Genomic DNA, 15,567 nt, shown 5'->3' on the forward strand with positions numbered 1-15,567 from the left:
CCGTTCGTCAGATCCCCACGTCCCACAGGACGTGATCATCAACGAACAAGATCCACTTTCGCAACAGACCCTAGGCCCCTGGCCGGGGCGGCTCAGAAGTAGTAGCGCGAGACCGACTCGGCGACGCACACCGGCTTGTCGCCGCCCTCGCGTTCCACGGTCACCTTGGCGGTGACCTGGACGCCGCCGCCGGCCTCCTCCACCTTCGTCAGCAGCGCCGTGGCGCGCAGCCGCGAGCCGACCGGCACCGGCGCGGGGAAGCGCACCTTCTCCGTCCCGTAGTTGAGGCCCATCTTCATGCCCTCGACCCGCAGCACCTGCGGCACGAACAGCGGCAGCAGCGAGAGGGTGAGGTAGCCGTGCGCGATCGTCGAGCCGAAGGGGCCCCCGGCGGCGCGCTCCGGGTCCACGTGGATCCACTGGTGGTCGCCGGTGGCGTCGGCGAAGAGGTCGATCCGCTTCTGGTCGATCTCCAGCCAGTCGCTGTGCCCCAGCTGCTCGCCGACCCCCGCGCGCAGCTCCTCGGCGGAAGTGAAGATCCTCGGCTCGGCCATGTGCCCGGTCCCTTCTCGTACGACATACCGAACGGTTTGTGTCTAAGCGCTTGCTCAGCATGTGGGGTGAAGGCCTCCGTGTCAACGGACCGGCGGGGACGGACCAGTAGGGTTCGAGGGGTGCCGCAGATTCCCGAGAAGATCCACGAGCTCACCGTCGGGCAGCTCTCCGCCCGCAGCGGTGCCGCCGTCTCCGCCCTCCACTTCTACGAGGCCAAGGGGCTCATCGGCAGCCGCCGCACCGCCGGAAACCAGCGCCGCTACGGCCGTGACGCCCTGCGCCGGGTCGCCTTCATCCGTGCCGCCCAGCGCGTCGGCATCCCGCTCGCCACCATCCGCGAGGCCCTCTCCGAGCTGCCCGAGGAGCGCACCCCGACCCGCGAGGACTGGTCCCGGCTCTCCGCCGCCTGGCGCACCGAGCTCGACGACCGCATCAAGCAGCTCGGCCGGCTCCGCGACCACCTGTCGGACTGCATCGGCTGCGGCTGCCTCTCCCTGGAGACCTGTGTGCTCTCCAATCCCGACGACGTCGTCGGCGAGCGCATGGCCGGTTCCCGCCTGCTGCCCGTACGCCGCGAGGACAAGGACTCCTAGTCCTCGGAGGCGGCCCGTGCCCGCTCCGCCGTGGAGCGGGCACGGGTGCCGTCCGGGAGGAACGGCGCGTCCTCCCGGCCCGATCGTCCCGTCCGGCTCCGGCGCCACCGCCGCGGTCCCGTCCCCACGGCCCCCCGGCGGCGGCGCCTCCGTCGTCTCCTCGGCGCCCGGCTCGTGCGCCGCTCGCGCCCGCGGCCACCCCGCCGGCTCTGGGAACGCCTCGCGGGACCGGATCCGCGCGGCCCGCCGCTCGCTCCGGCCCGGGTCCGGCCCACGCGTCCGCCGCGGCCCCGGCGAGCCCGGCGAGCCCGGCCGGATCCCGCGGCCCCGCCACGGGCTCCCCGGCCCCTCACGTGCCGTTCAGCGCCGCCCGGAGCACCGGAACCCCCGGGCGCTCCGCCCCCGTCGGGGCCGTGTCACGCCGCCGGGGCCAGGGGGCGGCTGCGCGTCTCCCGGGCGCGGGCCAGGGCGTCGGGGCTCAGGACCGCGCGCGGCACCTCGACGCCGCAGTCCGCGCACACCGGGCCGTACCACTCCGGGTCCCCGGGGCCGTCCGCCCACACGATCCGGGTGCCCGCGCACACCGGGCACGCCTCGCCCGGCCCCTGCTCCAGGGCGGCCACGAGGCGCCGCATCACCTGCGGCAGCGGCTCCGCCGGATGGACGGCCGGATCGCCGCACCGCACCACGCCGTTGCCGCCCCACACGTCCCGGTGCCAGTCGTCCAGCGCCCCCAGGGCGCGCAGTCCGCCGTGCTTCTCGCGCCGGCGCCGGGCGGCGAACTCCGCCTCGTACGCCAGCCATACCGCCCGCGCCTCCTCCAGCTCCTCCAGGGCGGCCACCAGCCGCGCCGGATCGAGCTCTCGGTCGTCGGGTCCGAACCCGTGCCTGCGGCACAGGTGGTCCCAGGTCGCCCGGTGCCCGTAGGGAGCGAACCGCTCCAGGCACTTGCGCAGCGAATACCTGCGCAGTGCCGTGTCGCAGCCCTGATCACGCACCTGTCTCGCGAGACTCCGGAAACCGGCCATCGCTCGCCACCTCCGTCGCTGGTCGCCGCGCATCCGCGGTACCAGAGGGACGAACGACGGCGCCGCCGTGTTCCGCCCGAACGCCGAACGCGCGCGACGTGGCGAGAAGACGCCATACGCGCGCAGCCGCCTTGAAGACGTGCTTGGCGGCATCCGCGCAGGTCAGCGGGGGCGGCTCAGCGCCGGCCGATCCGGGCCGCCGAGACCACCACCCGGGCCAGCTCCGGCCGTCGGACGTCGCTGTGCGAACGGACCGCCTCCGCCGTGTCCACGCTCACGCAGCCCGAGGCCGGGACCCCGTCCCGCAGCACCGTCGCGAGCATCCGCCGCGGCGCCCCCGGCACGCCCTGGAAGCCGTCCCAGCCGATCGCCCCCCACCGGGGGTCGCGCGCCACGACCCGCCCGAGCGGCCCCGTCAGGGACGCCGAGTCGCGAGCCGCGAGGGAGGCCAGCGGGTAGAAGACGCCCAGCGCGGAGTCGTGGTGGGAGTGGCAGGCCACCACCGGCCCCCGCACCCGCAGCTGCATGTCCCTCAGCGCCCCCGACCGGTCGGGGGCGTGCGGCAGCCGGGCCGCGAACGCGTAGTGCGAGAAGGCCCCCTGGAGCAGCGTCATCGACCGGACCGGCCGCAGCGCCCCCGGCAGCCCGCGCAGCGCGTACGCCACGAGCCGGGCGCCCATGCTGTGCCCCACGAGGTGCACCCGCAGCCCCGGCGCCGCCCGCGCCACTTCCGCGAGCACCGGCCCGAGCCCGCGCTCGCCCACCTGTCCCGCCCGCCGCTTCATCACGTGGTACGTGGCCTGCCGCAGCGCCTCCCGGCCACCCTTCCAGAGCCGCCCGGGCCCGTCGCCGAACCGGGCCGGAGGCGCCCCCGTCCCGGCCGCGTCCGCGAACAGGGCGCACATCTCCATCGGATCCGCCACCAGGAACGCCGGTATGTCCTCTCCCGAACCCGTCGCCTCCGCGGCGGCGCCGAGCGACGCCTCTCCGCCGACGCCGGCCAACTCCCGCAGCAGCGCACCGAACTCGGCGAACGCGGCCTCCTCCGGCGGCGCCAGCTCCAGCAGCTCGGTGAGCCGTACGATCGCCCGCTCCTTCTCCGGGAGCACCGTCACCAGCGCCCGGAAGTCCGGCACCGGCTCGTCCGTGAACATCATCGAGGGCCAGACCACGCCCGCGTACCCCGCCTCCACGCCCGGAGCGAGCAGCTCCGGGAACGGCGCGAAGAAGTCCGAGTACAACCGGGTCGCCCCGGAAGGGGAGTTGTTCCAGCCGTGGGTGAACACGATCAGGTCCGTCACCCCGCGTCGTGCCAGTCCGACCAGGTCGGCCGCCTGTCCGGCGGGCCCCTCCCCGTCCTTGTCGAAGACGATCTCCCGGTACGGATCCACACTCATCCCGCCCACGGCCCGCCCGTCCCTCCCCGTCGAGGAAGCGCCCAGGGGACGCGTCCCGCGACCCCTGGGCAGCATGCCCGAATCCGGCCGTTCCCAGACCTCTTCGGGCGGTTCGGACCTCAGCGCAGCCGGGCCGCCGTGACGACCGGGAAGTGGATCAGGCCGTCGTACGCGCCGGACAGCCCCACGGAGGGAGCCGTGCCCGGCCACGGGTAGGCGGTGCCGATGTGCCGGACCTCCCGGGGCTCCGCGAGCCAGGCCCGCGCCGCCGGCCCGGTCCGCCGCAGGTCCAGCAGGTAGGGTCCGCCGGCGACCCGGTCGAGGGTGTGCGCGGCGCTGCCCGGTGGCTGCGGGCCGACGGTGAAGACCCGCAGCGGCTCCCCGGGCGCGTCCGTGTCGTGGGCGTTGAAGGAGCCCCGGCCGAAGGAGGCGCCGATCGTCACGTACCCCCGGCCGAGGAGGTCGCGCAGGAACGCCCCCTGCGTGCGCGGGTACCGGTCGGGCGTGAGGCTCTCGTACGCCACGTGTCCGTTGTGCGCCGACAGCACCATCCGGTGGCCCGTCCGCCGCTGCCACCACGCGGTGTTCTCGGCCATGGTCCGGTCCCGGTAGAGCATCGCCGCCGCGATCCCCTCGGGGGTGGAGGCGTCATGGGCGAACTCGGTGCCGACCTGCGCGATGGCCCGGGCGTGCTGCACCGCCCACAGGTGATCCGCGCCCGCGCCCGCGCGCGTGCCGGGCTTCTGCCGCTCCAGGAGGGCGAGGGACTCGTTCACCTGCTCGGACATCCGCCGTCGTTCGGCGAGCGGCTTGGCCAGGTATCCGGTCATCCACGCCTCGACCTCGCCCGTGGGGCGGGAGCTCCGGTAGAGCTCCCGGAAGCGGGGGAGGAGGCCGGGGTGGTGACGGCCGACGTGCGCGGTGACGGCGTCGAACAGGTTCGGCCCCGCGTACCCGAGGTCGTTGCCCATGAAGCGGACCCGCCGTTCCGGGTGCTCCACGTTGTGGCGGCGCATCCAGCGGAAGAGGTCGAGGTACTCCTCGGTGTTCCAGAGCCGGTACGACTCCTGGAACTCGTCGCGCATGATCCGCTCGATGTCGCCCTCGCCGGTCGTCACCCACCGGTCGACGAGCAGCCCCGTGGACCAGTTGGCCTCCAGCGCGAAGGTGGTGAACCCGCGCTTCTCCACGAGGTGTGCGAAGATCCGGTGCTTCGCGGTGAAGAACTCGCCCGAACTGTGGGTGGCCTCGCCGACGCCGACGACCTCGGCCCGGCCGACGAGCCGGTCGAGGGCCCGGGTGTCGTCCGGCGGCGAGGCGGAGCGGGCGAGTTCACGCAGGACGGGGCCGGAGCCCGGGGGGGCCGGAACGGACGTCGCCGGTGCCGGGCGCCGGGCGGGCGGTCGCGGCGGCGCCCGGGACGGCGGCGATGAGGCAGAGGGCCGCGAGGAGCCCCGCGACGGGCAGGCGGCCGGGTAAGGAGAGCTTCATGGCGCCAGCCTCCCCGCCGCGACTCCCTCCGGCCCATCCCGGCCTCCCGCGTCTCCGCCCGGGGGACAGCCCCACCCGTCACCGGTACAGCAGGTGTTCCCGCCGGACCGCGCGGAAGGCGGTCAGGTCCTCGGACCAGGCGGCCACGATCTCGTCGGTCCCGGCGCCGGCGTCGACGAGGGTGCGGACGCGGGTGGAGCCGGTGAGCTTGTCGATCCAGTGGTCGGGCCGCCAGGCGAAGCCGGACCAGGAGGCGCGGGCGGTGACGAGGAGCGCGATCCCGGCGCGTACCGGGTCGAAGGCCTCCCGGTCGTGGACGTGCAGCTGCACGCCGCCGACCGTGCGGCCCTGGAACTTGGAGAAGGTCGGCGCGAAGTAGGCCTCGCGGAAGCGGACCCCGGGCAGCTCCAGGGCGTTCGCCGCCTCCGCCCAGCGGCGGTCGACGCCTTCCGCGCCGAGGAGTTCGAAGGGGCGGGTGGTGCCCCGGCCCTCGGAGAGGTTGGTGCCCTCGAAGAGGCAGGTGCCGGAGTAGACGAGCGCGGTCTCGGGGGTCGGCATGTTGGGGCTCGGCGGCACCCACGGCAGCCCGGTGGCGTCGAAGAAGTCCGACCGCCGCCACCCCGTCATGGGGACCGTCTCCAGCTCCACGGGCCGGGCCAGGAACTCGGCGTTGAACAGGAGCGCCAGCTCCGCCACCGTCATCCCGTGCGCCTGGGCGATCGGCTCGCGGCCCACGAAGGTCGCGAACGCCCGGTCCAGGACCGGGCCGAGGGCCGCCCGGCCGCTCACCGGGTTCGGCCGGTCCAGGACCACGAACCGCTTCCCGGCCAGCTCCGCCGCCACCATGCAGTCGTACAGCGTCCAGATGTACGTGTAGAAGCGGGCGCCCGCGTCCTGGATGTCGAAGACGACGGTGTCGACGCCGGACGCCGTGAAGACGTCCGCCAGCGGCCGGCCGCTCTTCAGGTACGTGTCGTAGACGGGCAGCCCGGTCGCCGGGTCGTCGTACCGGCCCTCGGAGCCGCCCGCCTGCGCGGTGCCCCGGAAGCCGTGCTCGGGTCCGAACACGGCGACCAGGTCGACCCGTTCGTCGGCGTGCATGACGTCCACCAGGTGGCGGGCGTCGGAGGCGATTCCGGTGGGGTTGGTGACGACGCCGACCCGTTCGCCGGCCAGGAGGGCGTACCCGTCCGCCGCGAGCCGCTCGAAACCGGTCCGTACGCGCGCGTGCCCCCGCCCGGGGGCCGCCGCGGCCGGGGCGGCCGTGACGGCGGCCAGCGCCCCTCCCGCGGCCAGCAGACCCCGGCGCGACCATCTCGTCCGCTTCATGCGTGCTCCCGCCTCATGCGTGACATGGGCACGCAGGCTAGCGCTCCCGACGCCGCGGGGGAACGAGGCGTGCGGAAGGCGTCCACCGGAGGCGCGAGGTCTTCCACCCTTCCATACCGACCGGTTAGTCTGCCCCTTGCCGAAGGAATCCACGAGCCGCACCGAACCATCTGGAGGGGTCCATGAACGCGGGCACGCACGAGCTCCGGGGCGCCGGCGTCGTCGTCACCGGAGCGGGCGGCGGCATCGGTGCCGCCCTCGCCCGGCGCTTCGCCGCCGAAGGCGCCCGCGTCGTCGTCAACGACCTCGACCCGGGCCGTGCCGAGGCCGTCGCCGACGAGATCGGCGCGCTCGCCGTCCCCGGGGACGCCTCCGCGGTCGTCGACGAGGCCCGCGACGCCCTCGGCGGCACCGTCGACGTCTGGTGCGCCAACGCCGGACTCGCCTCCGCCGGCGACGCCCTCGCCGAAGAGGCCGTCTGGGCCGCCGCCTGGGACGTCAACGTCATGGCCCACGTCCGCGCGGCCCGCGCCCTGCTCCCGGACTGGCTGGAGCGCGGCACCGGCCGCTTCGTCTCCACCGTCTCCGCCGCCGGCCTGCTCACCATGATCGGCGCGGCCCCGTACAGCGTCTCCAAGCACGGCGCCTACGCCTTCGCCGAATGGCTCTCCCTCACCTACCGCCACCGCGGCCTCAAGGTGCACGCCATCTGCCCCCAGGGAGTCCGCACCGACATGCTCGCCGCCACCGGCTCGGCCGGCGACCTCGTCCTCGTCCCCACCGCCGTGGAGCCCGAGGCCGTCGCCGACGCCCTCCTGGACGCCATCGGCGAGGACCGTTTCCTCGTCCTGCCGCACCCGGAGGTCGCCGACTTCTACCGGAACCGCGCGGGAGACCCCGAGCGCTGGCTCGGCGGCATGAACAAGCTCCAGCGGCACTGGGAGGCGGGCGCGCGGTAGCGCACCCGGCGACGGATGGGAAGATCTACCGACGACAGACCCCGTGCGCCAGGAACGGGGCAGCGGACCGGAAGGCGGCGGAGCATGGCCAGGACGACGGACGGGGACGGTTCTCCCGTCCCCCAGAGGCTCCTCGCCGCCGCCACCCGGCTCTTCGCGGAGCAGGGCTACGACCGCACCTCCGTCCAGGAGATCGTCGAGGCGGCGGGCGTCACCAAGGGCGCGCTGTACCACTACTTCGGCTCCAAGGAGGACCTCCTCCAGGAGGTGTACGCGCGCGTGCTCCGCCTCCAGCAGGAGCGGCTCGACGACTTCGCGGGCTCCGACGCGCCCGTCGAGGAGCGGCTGCGTTCCGCCGCCGCCGACGTCGTCGTCACCACCATCGAGAACCTCGACGACGCCTCGATCTTCTTCCGCTCCATGCACCACCTGAGCCCGGAGAAGAACAAGCAGGTCCGCTCCGAGCGCCGCCGCTACCACGAGCGCTTCCGCGCCCTCGTGGAGGAGGGCCAGCGGGCGGGCGTCTTCTCCTCCGCCACGCCCGCCGACCTCGTCGTGGACTACCACTTCGGCTCCGTGCACCACCTGTCCACGTGGTACCGCCCGGACGGGCCGCTGACCCCGCAGCAGGTCGCCGGCCACCTCGCCGACCTCCTGCTGCGGGCCCTGCGCCCGTGAGCCGTCAGAGGTAGCGCTTCAGCTCGCGGCGGGCCAGCGACCGCTGGTGCACCTCGTCGGGCCCGTCCGCGAGCCGCAGGGTCCGCGCCGCCGCCCACAGCTCGGCGAGCGGGAAGTCCTGCGAGACGCCGCCGGCGCCGTGCGCCTGCACCGCCTTGTCGATGATGTCCACCACCGCGCGCGGAGTGGCGATCTTGATGGCCTGGATCTCGGTGTGGGCGCCCTTGTTGCCGACGGTGTCCATCAGCCAGGCCGTCTTGAGGACGAGCAGCCGCAGCTGCTCGATCGTCACCCGGGCGTCCGCGATCCAGTTCTGCACCACGCCCTGCTGGGCGAGCGTCCTGCCGAAGGCGGTACGGGAGACGGCCCGCCGGCAGGTCAGCTCCACCGCCCGCTCGGCCATGCCGATCAGCCGCATGCAGTGGTGGATGCGGCCCGGGCCGAGCCGTGCCTGGGCGATGGCGAAGCCGCCGCCCTCCTCGCCGATCAGGTTCGCGGCGGGGACCCGCACGTTCTCGAAGACCACCTCGGCGTGACCGCCGTGGTAGTGGTCCTCGTAGCCGTACACCCGCATCGCCCGGCGCACCTCGACACCCGGGGTGTCGCGCGGCACGAGGATCATCGACTGCTGGCGGCGCGGGTCGGGTCCGTCAGGGCCCTCGGCGGTCGCTGACTTGCCCATCACGATGAAGACCTTGCAGTCCGGGTTCATCGCCCCGGAGATGTACCACTTGCGCCCGTCGATCACGTACGCGTCGCCGTCCCGCCGGATGCGGGTCTCGATGTTGGTCGCGTCGGAGGAGGCCACCTCGGGCTCGGTCATCGCGAACGCGGACCGGATCTCGCCCGCGAGCAGTGGCTCCAGCCACTGCTTCCGCTGAGCCTCGTCGCCGAACTGCGCGAGCAGCTCCATGTTCCCGGTGTCCGGGGCGGCGCAGTTGAGGGCGGTCGGCGCGAGCTGCGGACTGCGGCCGGTGATCTCGGCGAGCGGGGCGTACTGGAGGTTCGTCAGCCCGGCCCCGTACTCCTCGTCCGGGAGGAACAGGTTCCACAGGCCCTGGCGCTTGGCCTCGGCCTTCAGCTCCGCCACCACCGGCGGCTCGTCCCACGGGGAGGAGAGCGCGGCGCGCTGCTCCTCGGCGACGGCCTCGGCGGGGTACACGTGCTCGTCCATGAAGGCGAGGAGCCGGGTGCGCAGCTCCTCGGTGCGGGCGTCATAGGAGAAGTCCATGGCGGGTCAGCCCTCCTGAAGGGTGGTCAGGCCGTGCTCGATGAAGACGGGGACCAGGTCGCCGATGCGGTCGAAGCCGGCGCCGACGGTCTGCCCGAGGGTGTAGCGGTAGTGGATGCCCTCCAGGATCACGGCGAGCTTGAACCAGGCGAAGGCCGTGTACCAGGAGAGGGCGGAGACGTCCCGGCCGGAACGGGCGGCGTACCGCTCGACCAGCTCGGCGGCGGCGGGGTGGCCGGCGGCGGTCGCGGTGGTCGAGATCGGCGAGCCGGGCAGGTCCAGCGGGGTGCTGTACATGACCAGGAGGCCCAGGTCGGTCAGCGGGTCGCCGAGCGTGGACATCTCCCAGTCGAGGACGGCGGCGATCCGGTCGTCCGCCCCGACGAGGGCGTTGTCGAGCCGGTAGTCGCCGTGCACCACGGTGGGGGCGGGGGAGTCGGGCAGCGCGCGGCCGAGGGCGGCGTGCAGCTCCTCGATGCCGGGCAGGTCGCGGCCCCGGGAGGCGGCGAGCTGCTTGCCCCAGCGGCGCAGCTGCCGGTCGAGGAAGCCCTCCGGCCGGCCGAAGTCACCGAGCCCGACGGCCTCCGGCTCCACCGCGTGCAGGTCGACCAGGGTGTCGACCAGGCCGAGGACGGCGGCCCGGGTGCGCTCCGGGCCCAGCGGTGCCAGCTGGGAGGCGGAGCGGAACGGGGTCCCCTCGACGAACTCCATCACGTAGAAGGGCGCGCCGAGCACCTCCTCGTCCTCGCACAGCAGCACCGTGCCCGGCACCGGCACCGAGGTCCCGCCGAGGGCGCTGATCACCCGGTGCTCGCGCCGCATGTCGTGCGCGGTGGCCAGCACGTGCCCGAGCGGCGGGCGGCGCACCACCCAGCGGCCGGTGCCGTCGGTGACGACGTACGTGAGGTTGGAGCGGCCGCCCTCGATCAGCCTGGCCTCCAGGGGACCGGACACCAGCCCCGGCCGCTCGCGGTCCAGATGGTGGCGCAGGCGCTCGGGATCGAGGCCGGGTGGCGGGGCGGCGTGGCTCATGGGGCGTACCTCCGGTGGGTCGGTCGGTCGGCGTTCATGATGACCGACCAGTCGGTATGTCGTCCAGGGGGACCCCCGAAACGGCCGGGGAGGGCCGGAACGCGTCCGGCCCTCCCTCCCGAGCGCGTGCCCACCGCGCTTCCGCCCCCGCGGGCACGCGCGCGTGCCCGTGCCCCGCCTCGCCCCGCTCAGGCGTGGCAGGCCACCGGCACCCCGCCGTTCATCGCCGCCATGTCGCCGAAGACGGCGGCGGGGTCGAGCGGGTGCCCTTCCGGGAGCCCGTCGAGCTCCGCGTACGCCCGGTGCAGATTGGCCACCAGCCGCTCGCTCTCCCGCCACGCGCCGAACTCGCCCAGGTCCGCCCGCCGGGCGGTCTCCAGCGGCGGATCGCCCTTGGCCCGCCCCTCGGCGGCCAGCTCCGCCACCCACCGCAGATAACGCTCGGTGGCGTCGTACGCCCCCGGGTCGGTCACCGGTCCGTGCCCCGGCACCACCCGCTCCGCGTCCAGCGACCGCAGCACGTCGAGCGCGCGCAGCGAGCCGGACAGCGTGCCCATGGGCACGAACGGGGTGCCGCCCTGGAAGACCAGGTCCCCGGTGAAGACCACGCCCTGCTCCGGCAGGTGCACGATCGAGTCGCCGGTCGTGTGCGCGGGGCCCGGGTGCAGCACCCGCGCCTCGATGCCGCCGGCGTACACGGTCAGCCGGTCGCGGTACGTGAAGTCGGGCGGCGTGATCTCGATCCGGCCGAAGTCGTTCCGCGGCCACAGCAGGTGCAGCTGGTGCCCGGCGGCCAACTGCTCGGTCCGGCAGTTCTCGTGCCCGACGACCCGTGCCTCCGGCCGGAACGTTCCGTTGCCGTAGGTGTGGTCGCCGTGGTGGTGGGTGTTCACGATCGTGCGCGGCAGCGGCAGCCCCGCGGCGAGCACCGCCTCGCGCAGCAGCAGGGCGCGCCGCTCGGTGGCGGTGGTGTCGACGAGCAGCGACTCGCCCGCGTCGCCGAGGAATCCGGCGTTGTTGAGGCACCAGCCGCCGTCGGGCTGGACGTAGGCGTGGACGTGCGGCGCGAGTGTGACCACGTACGGGTCGGTGGCAGGCACAGGGCTCCCCCGGGGGACGTGTCGGTCGGATCGACGGGATCGGGAAGGCGTTCAAGACCGACGGACCAGCGGGTCAGTGGGTCGGCGGGTCAATGGGTCAGCGGTCCAGCGGTCCAGCGGGTCATCGGAAGCCTGCCGTCGACGGGTCCGGCCCGGGGCGCTTTCCCGCCGCTCTTCCCCCGCCTTCTCCCACGGCCGGCTTCCTCCCCGTTCCCGACGGCCCCACCCGGCTTGCGGAGCGTCCCGCCCGCGCCGAGGGTCGGTGCCATGAAGGCCATCAGCTACCGCCGCTACGGCGGCCCCGAGGTCCTGGAGTACGGTGAGCTTCCCGACCCGAAGGTGGGCCCCGACGAGGTCCTGGTCAAGGTGCGGGCCGCGGCGGTCAACCCGGTCGACTGGAAGGCGCAGGCCGGCTACCTCGACGGGATGATCGACGCCGTCTTCCCCGTCGTCCCCGGCTGGGACGTCTCCGGCGTCGTCGTCCGGCCCGGCGTGTCCGTCACCGAGTGGGCGGAGGGCGACGAGGTGATGGGGTACGTCCGGGAGGACTTCCTCGCCCACGGCACCTTCGCCGAGTACGTCGCCGCCCCCGTCCGCACCCTCGCCCGCAAGCCCCGCTCCTGCTCCTTCGAGGAGGCCGCGGGCCTGCCCCTGGTGGGGCTCACCGCCTACCAGGCCCTGCACACCGCGCTGTCGGTACGGTCGGGGGAGACGGTCCTGGTGCTGGCCGCGGGCGGCGGGGTCGGCTCGATGGCCGTCCAGATCGCCCGGCACCTCGGCTGCCGCGTCCTCGGCGCGGTCCGCGAGTCCGGCGTCGAGCGCGTGAGGGAACTCGGCGCCGAACCGGTCCTCTTCGACGAGCGGACCTTCGCCCATCAGGTCAAGGAGCTCGCCCCCCACGGCGTGGACGCCCTCCTGGACACCCTCGGCGGCCCGTTCCTCCAGCACGCGGCGAAGCTCCTCGCGCCCGGAGGCCGGCTCGCCTCCATCGCCGACGGCGAGGCGCTGGCACTCGGCGGCCGCTACTTCTGGGTCCGCCCGGACGCCACCGACCTGGCCGCGCTGGCCGACCTCGCCGACGAAGGAGTCCTGGACGTCCGCGTGGCGAAGACCTTCCCCCTGGAACGCGCCGCCGACGCCCAGCGCGCCAACGCGGAGGGCGGCCTCCAGGGCAAGGTCGTGGTCACGGTCCCGTAACCGGGATTCGCCCTTTTGGATCCAGCCTCCCGGATCCGATCTCCCGGATCCAACCTCCCGGATCCGATCTCCCGGATCCAGGAGATCGGATCACCAGATCAGCACCGCCCCGCACACCGCCAGCGCCACCGTGCACCCCGCTGCCAGCACCGCCCCCCGGGCCGACAGGACCCGGGGCCGGGCGGCGTCCAGGGTGCGGATGCGGCGGTGGGAGACGGCCAGGAAGGCGATCCACAGGAGGGCGGCGAGGGCGAGGCCGGTCAGACCGGCCGCGGTGGCGCCGTCGAGGAGGGCGAGCTTGATGCCGAGGACGGCCACGACGGTCCAGGAGAGCGTGGTCCGCCGCCAGGCGAGCCGGGTCCGTTCAGGTTGGAGCCCGGGATCGCGGGCCTCGACCCCGACGGAGCCGGATCCCGAGCCCGAGCGGTCCCCGGATCCGGGCCCCGAGCCGGCCCCGGATCCGGGCGAGGGGCCGCCCACTAGCCGGCCCGGCCGAAGACCACGAGGACCACCATCGCGACCGCCACCACGGCCACGGTGAGGCTCAGCACCGCGGGGAAGCGGGAGACCGGCAGGTCCTCGCCCCGGCGCATGGCCCGCTCGCAGCGGATCCAGTGGTTCACCGCGCGCAGCGCGCACAGCACACCGGCGGCCAGCAGGGCGAGCGCGAGCCCGACCCGGACCGCCCAGCGCAGGTCGGGCAGGAACTGGTCGACGGCGAAACCGCCGCCGATGAGCGCGAGCGCCGTCCGGATCCAGGCGAGGAACGTCCGCTCGTTGGCGAGGGAGAAGCGGTAGTCGGGGGTCTCGCCCTCGTCCCGGATCCGCCGCGGCGCGAACCACAGCCGCAGGCTCTGTACGAATCGACTCACCCCGGCACCCTAACGGCCCGCCGCTACGCCTCCGGGCCCGCCACCAGCCGCTCGTACGCCGCGAGCCCGTCCGGCACCCACTCCCAGGCCCCGGGCGCGCCGGGCAGCCGCTCGCGCAGCTCCTCCTCGGTCAGGAAGGCGTGCCAGGCGACCTCCTCCGCCTGCGGCCGCACCGGCAGCTCGCAGCGGACCTCGTACACGGACGACCACCACTTCCCGGCCACGCCCCCGGAGTCGTACAGGAACTTGAAGAGGAAGTCGGGCCGGGGCAGTCCGGAGACGCCCAGCTCCTCCTCGGCCTCGCGCAGCGCGGCGTCCTCGTAGGACTCGCCGGCGCCGACGACCCCGCCGACGAACAGGTCGTACAGCGACGGGTACACCAGCTTCGTCGGCGTCCTGCGGTGCACGAAGAGCCGGCCCTCGGCGTCCCGCACCCGGATGAAGGTGCAGCGGTGGACCAGGCCCCGCGCGTACACCTCACCGCGCGGAGCCCGTCCGATCACCCGGTCGTCCTCGTCGACGACGTCGATCATTTCCTCAGCGGCGCTCATGCGCCCATGAAACCACCACGGAAGGACCGCCCCCGCGGCGAGCGGCACGTCACTGCCCCATGACGTACTCGACCGTCGGACCGGTGGTCCAGCCGCCGTCCACGGCGAGTTCCGCGCCCGTCACGTACGAGGCGGCGTCCGAGAGCAGGAAGACGACCGCGCCGGCGATCTCGTCGGCCTCGCCGACCCGGCCCATCGGCGTGTTCGGGTACATGCCCTCCCCGCGCCGGATCCCGACGGAGGCCGTCATCGGCGTGTAGGTCATGCCCGGGTGCACCGAGTTGACCCGGATCCTCGCGGTGCCCAGCTCCACCGCGCCGATCTTCGTCAGCCCCCGCACGCCCCACTTGGAGGCGCCGTAGCCGGCGGTGAGCGCGAGGCCCATCAGGCCGGCCGCGGAGGAGATGTTGACGATGGAGCCGCCGCCGGCCTCCTTCATCGCCGGGATCGCGGCCTTCATGCCGATGAAGACGCCGGTGAGGTTGATGTCGAGGACCTTGCGGAAGTGCTCGACGCTCTCGGTCTCCAGGAGGGCGCCGGTGGAGATGCCGGCGTTGTTCACCAGGCCGTGCAGCCCGCCGAACTCGGCGACCGCGTGGGCGACGGCGGCCGCCCACTCCTCCTCGGAGGTGACGTCGTGGTGGAGGAAGCGGGCGCGCTCGCCGAGCGCCTCGGCGGTGGCCGCGCCGTCCTCGTCGAGGACGTCGGTCACGACCACGTTCGCCCCGGCGGCGACGGCCTGGCGGGCCGCCTCCGCGCCCAGGCCGCGGGCGCCGCCGGTGATGAGGACGGTCTTGCCGGTGAGGTCGTTCATGGGGAGGTCCTTTCGGGGTGGCGCGCGGTGGTTCCGTCGCGCCGGGGCCGTGCGGCGCGGAGGAGCGCGGTGGTGGTCTCGACGAGGTCGGCGAGGAAGAGGGGCTCGTCGGTGAGCGGCTCCGCCCCGGCGAGGTACTGCCGCGCCCGGTCGGCGAGCGCCGCGCCGACGACGGTGAGGGCCAGGTCGACGCGCTCCAGGAGCAGCGGCTCGGGCAGCCCGTCGGCGGCCAGGCGGTCGGCGAGGCGCTCGATGAGCGCCCAGTAGGCGGTGCCGGCCAGGGTGGGGTGCGGGGTACGGGAGCGGATGCCGCTCTCGTGGCTGAGCTGCGCGGAGATCCGCAGGCAGCGGCGCCCGCGTTCGGTCCGCAGCTCGCTCGCCTCCGCGGTGACGAGCGCCGCGACCAGTTCCCGTACTCCGGCCCCGGCGTCGTACGCGAGGGAGACGAGCACCTGCTCGGTACGGGCCAGCCGGCCGGCCATGACCGCGTCGAGGAGCCCCGCGCGGGAGCCGAAGTGGTACTGGACGGCGGACGGGTTGGCCTGCCCGGCGAGCCGGGTGACGTCCCGCAGCTGGGCGCCGTCGACGCCCTGGGCGGCGAAGAGCTCCTCGGCCGCGCGGATCAGCTTGTCCCGGGTCTCGGGTCCTGACGTCCTTGCCATGCGACCATATTAATGTTCGACATTAGAAAACGAAAAGGGACCTCCCGGACGACCGTCCCGCACGCCCAGCCAACCCCC

General features: G+C 74.2%; 18 protein-coding genes. 4 read left to right on the forward strand and 14 right to left on the reverse strand.

The features are described from left to right. Positions 1-92: 92 nt before the first annotated feature. Positions 93-554 carry a MaoC family dehydratase gene (locus IE245_RS34395; RefSeq protein WP_189954979.1) on the reverse strand — a complete coding sequence of 154 codons (462 nt, stop codon included), beginning with the start codon at positions 552-554 and terminating at the stop codon, positions 93-95. Between the two features lie 120 nt (positions 555-674). On the opposite strand from IE245_RS34395, the gene soxR reads away from it, so the two are divergent. Further along, complete coding sequence (soxR, locus tag IE245_RS34400; protein ID WP_189954981.1) at positions 675-1,148, forward strand: redox-sensitive transcriptional activator SoxR; 474 nt, start codon at positions 675-677, stop codon at positions 1,146-1,148. Positions 1,149-1,564: 416 nt separating this feature from the next. Here the strand turns inward: soxR and IE245_RS34405 are convergent, their stop codons facing one another. The 5 genes from IE245_RS34405 to IE245_RS34425 form a co-directional block, all read right to left on the reverse strand. Then, a complete protein-coding gene (locus IE245_RS34405; protein WP_189954983.1) occupies positions 1,565-2,176 on the reverse strand; it encodes a hypothetical protein in 612 nt (203 codons plus the stop codon). A gap of 176 nt (positions 2,177-2,352) precedes the next feature. After that, a complete protein-coding gene (locus IE245_RS34410; RefSeq protein ID WP_189954985.1) occupies positions 2,353-3,573 on the reverse strand; it encodes a lipase family protein in 1,221 nt (406 codons plus the stop codon). A gap of 119 nt (positions 3,574-3,692) precedes the next feature. Continuing rightward, positions 3,693-4,763 (reverse strand): erythromycin esterase family protein, encoded by a 1,071-nt coding sequence (locus tag IE245_RS34415; RefSeq protein ID WP_373305453.1) that lies wholly within the window; start codon positions 4,761-4,763, stop codon positions 3,693-3,695. A 142-nt stretch (positions 4,764-4,905) separates the two neighbouring features. Next, a complete protein-coding gene (locus IE245_RS34420; protein WP_189954987.1) occupies positions 4,906-5,064 on the reverse strand; it encodes a hypothetical protein in 159 nt (52 codons plus the stop codon). A gap of 78 nt (positions 5,065-5,142) precedes the next feature. Further along, positions 5,143-6,393 carry an exo-beta-N-acetylmuramidase NamZ family protein gene (locus IE245_RS34425; RefSeq protein WP_189954988.1) on the reverse strand — a complete coding sequence of 417 codons (1,251 nt, stop codon included), beginning with the start codon at positions 6,391-6,393 and terminating at the stop codon, positions 5,143-5,145. Positions 6,394-6,575: 182 nt separating this feature from the next. Between IE245_RS34425 and IE245_RS34430 the strand changes: the two genes are divergently transcribed. Next, on the forward strand, positions 6,576-7,352 hold the full coding sequence (locus tag IE245_RS34430) for an SDR family oxidoreductase (RefSeq protein WP_189954990.1): 777 nt from the start codon (positions 6,576-6,578) through the stop codon (positions 7,350-7,352). Between the two features lie 84 nt (positions 7,353-7,436). Further along, positions 7,437-8,030, forward strand: a complete 594-nt coding sequence (locus tag IE245_RS34435) for a TetR/AcrR family transcriptional regulator (protein WP_189954992.1) — start codon at positions 7,437-7,439, stop codon at positions 8,028-8,030. Positions 8,031-8,034: 4 nt separating this feature from the next. Here the strand turns inward: IE245_RS34435 and IE245_RS34440 are convergent, their stop codons facing one another. The 3 genes from IE245_RS34440 to IE245_RS34450 form a co-directional block, all read right to left on the reverse strand. Then, on the reverse strand, positions 8,035-9,261 hold the full coding sequence (locus IE245_RS34440) for an acyl-CoA dehydrogenase family protein (protein ID WP_189954994.1): 1,227 nt from the start codon (positions 9,259-9,261) through the stop codon (positions 8,035-8,037). A gap of 6 nt (positions 9,262-9,267) precedes the next feature. Continuing rightward, entirely contained in the window at positions 9,268-10,293 is a 1,026-nt protein-coding gene (locus IE245_RS34445) for a phosphotransferase family protein (RefSeq protein ID WP_189954996.1), read from the reverse strand. Positions 10,294-10,481: 188 nt separating this feature from the next. After that, positions 10,482-11,393, reverse strand: coding sequence for an MBL fold metallo-hydrolase (locus tag IE245_RS34450; RefSeq protein ID WP_189954998.1), 912 nt, complete (start codon positions 11,391-11,393; stop codon positions 10,482-10,484). A gap of 267 nt (positions 11,394-11,660) precedes the next feature. On the opposite strand from IE245_RS34450, the gene IE245_RS34455 reads away from it, so the two are divergent. Further along, the gene (locus tag IE245_RS34455; RefSeq protein ID WP_189954999.1) at positions 11,661-12,590 is read left to right on the forward strand and encodes an NADP-dependent oxidoreductase; all 930 of its coding nucleotides are present in this window, start codon (positions 11,661-11,663) and stop codon (positions 12,588-12,590) included. Positions 12,591-12,680: 90 nt separating this feature from the next. On the opposite strand, the gene IE245_RS34460 is transcribed toward IE245_RS34455, so the two are convergent. Genes IE245_RS34460 through IE245_RS34480 form a run of 5 tightly spaced genes read right to left on the reverse strand, consistent with a single transcriptional unit; the run spans position 12,681 to position 15,489 of the window. Beyond that, the gene (locus IE245_RS34460) at positions 12,681-13,070 is read right to left on the reverse strand and encodes a DUF202 domain-containing protein (RefSeq protein WP_189955002.1); all 390 of its coding nucleotides are present in this window, start codon (positions 13,068-13,070) and stop codon (positions 12,681-12,683) included. Continuing rightward, positions 13,070-13,462, reverse strand: a complete 393-nt coding sequence (locus tag IE245_RS34465) for a YidH family protein (RefSeq protein WP_189955004.1) — start codon at positions 13,460-13,462, stop codon at positions 13,070-13,072. The genes IE245_RS34460 and IE245_RS34465 overlap by 1 nt, the downstream gene beginning before the upstream one ends. Before the next feature lie 23 nt (positions 13,463-13,485). Beyond that, the gene (locus IE245_RS34470) at positions 13,486-14,013 is read right to left on the reverse strand and encodes an NUDIX hydrolase (RefSeq protein WP_189955006.1); all 528 of its coding nucleotides are present in this window, start codon (positions 14,011-14,013) and stop codon (positions 13,486-13,488) included. 49 nt (positions 14,014-14,062) lie between these two features. Further along, positions 14,063-14,827: a glucose 1-dehydrogenase gene (locus IE245_RS34475; protein ID WP_189955007.1), complete on the reverse strand. Its 765-nt coding sequence runs from the start codon at positions 14,825-14,827 to the stop codon at positions 14,063-14,065. Then, complete coding sequence (locus IE245_RS34480) at positions 14,824-15,489, reverse strand: TetR/AcrR family transcriptional regulator (protein WP_189955009.1); 666 nt, start codon at positions 15,487-15,489, stop codon at positions 14,824-14,826. Before IE245_RS34480 ends, IE245_RS34475 begins: the two co-directional genes overlap by 4 nt. Positions 15,490-15,567: the final 78 nt, after the last annotated feature.

It is taken from the genome of Streptomyces roseolus (assembly GCF_014649855.1).
Lineage (GTDB): Bacteria > Actinomycetota > Actinomycetes > Streptomycetales > Streptomycetaceae > Streptomyces > Streptomyces roseolus.

Bases quoted from the DNA above. Each gene is read 5' to 3' on its own strand.
- IE245_RS34405 (WP_189954983.1), bottom strand. From the start codon at position 2,176: ATGGCCGGTTTCCGGAGTCTCGCGAGACAGGTGCGTGATCAGGGCTGC.
- IE245_RS34395 (WP_189954979.1), bottom strand. From the start codon at position 554: ATGGCCGAGCCGAGGATCTTCACTTCCGCCGAGGAGCTGCGCGCGGGG.
- IE245_RS34455 (WP_189954999.1), top strand. From the start codon at position 11,661: ATGAAGGCCATCAGCTACCGCCGCTACGGCGGCCCCGAGGTCCTGGAG.
- IE245_RS34440 (WP_189954994.1), bottom strand. From the start codon at position 9,261: ATGGACTTCTCCTATGACGCCCGCACCGAGGAGCTGCGCACCCGGCTC.
- IE245_RS34430 (WP_189954990.1), top strand. From the start codon at position 6,576: ATGAACGCGGGCACGCACGAGCTCCGGGGCGCCGGCGTCGTCGTCACC.
- IE245_RS34480 (WP_189955009.1), bottom strand. From the start codon at position 15,489: ATGGCAAGGACGTCAGGACCCGAGACCCGGGACAAGCTGATCCGCGCG.
- IE245_RS34470 (WP_189955006.1), bottom strand. From the start codon at position 14,013: ATGAGCGCCGCTGAGGAAATGATCGACGTCGTCGACGAGGACGACCGG.
- IE245_RS34445 (WP_189954996.1), bottom strand. From the start codon at position 10,293: ATGAGCCACGCCGCCCCGCCACCCGGCCTCGATCCCGAGCGCCTGCGC.
- IE245_RS34475 (WP_189955007.1), bottom strand. From the start codon at position 14,827: ATGAACGACCTCACCGGCAAGACCGTCCTCATCACCGGCGGCGCCCGC.
- IE245_RS34425 (WP_189954988.1), bottom strand. From the start codon at position 6,393: ATGAAGCGGACGAGATGGTCGCGCCGGGGTCTGCTGGCCGCGGGAGGG.
- IE245_RS34435 (WP_189954992.1), top strand. From the start codon at position 7,437: ATGGCCAGGACGACGGACGGGGACGGTTCTCCCGTCCCCCAGAGGCTC.
- IE245_RS34420 (WP_189954987.1), bottom strand. From the start codon at position 5,064: ATGAAGCTCTCCTTACCCGGCCGCCTGCCCGTCGCGGGGCTCCTCGCG.
- IE245_RS34410 (WP_189954985.1), bottom strand. From the start codon at position 3,573: ATGAGTGTGGATCCGTACCGGGAGATCGTCTTCGACAAGGACGGGGAG.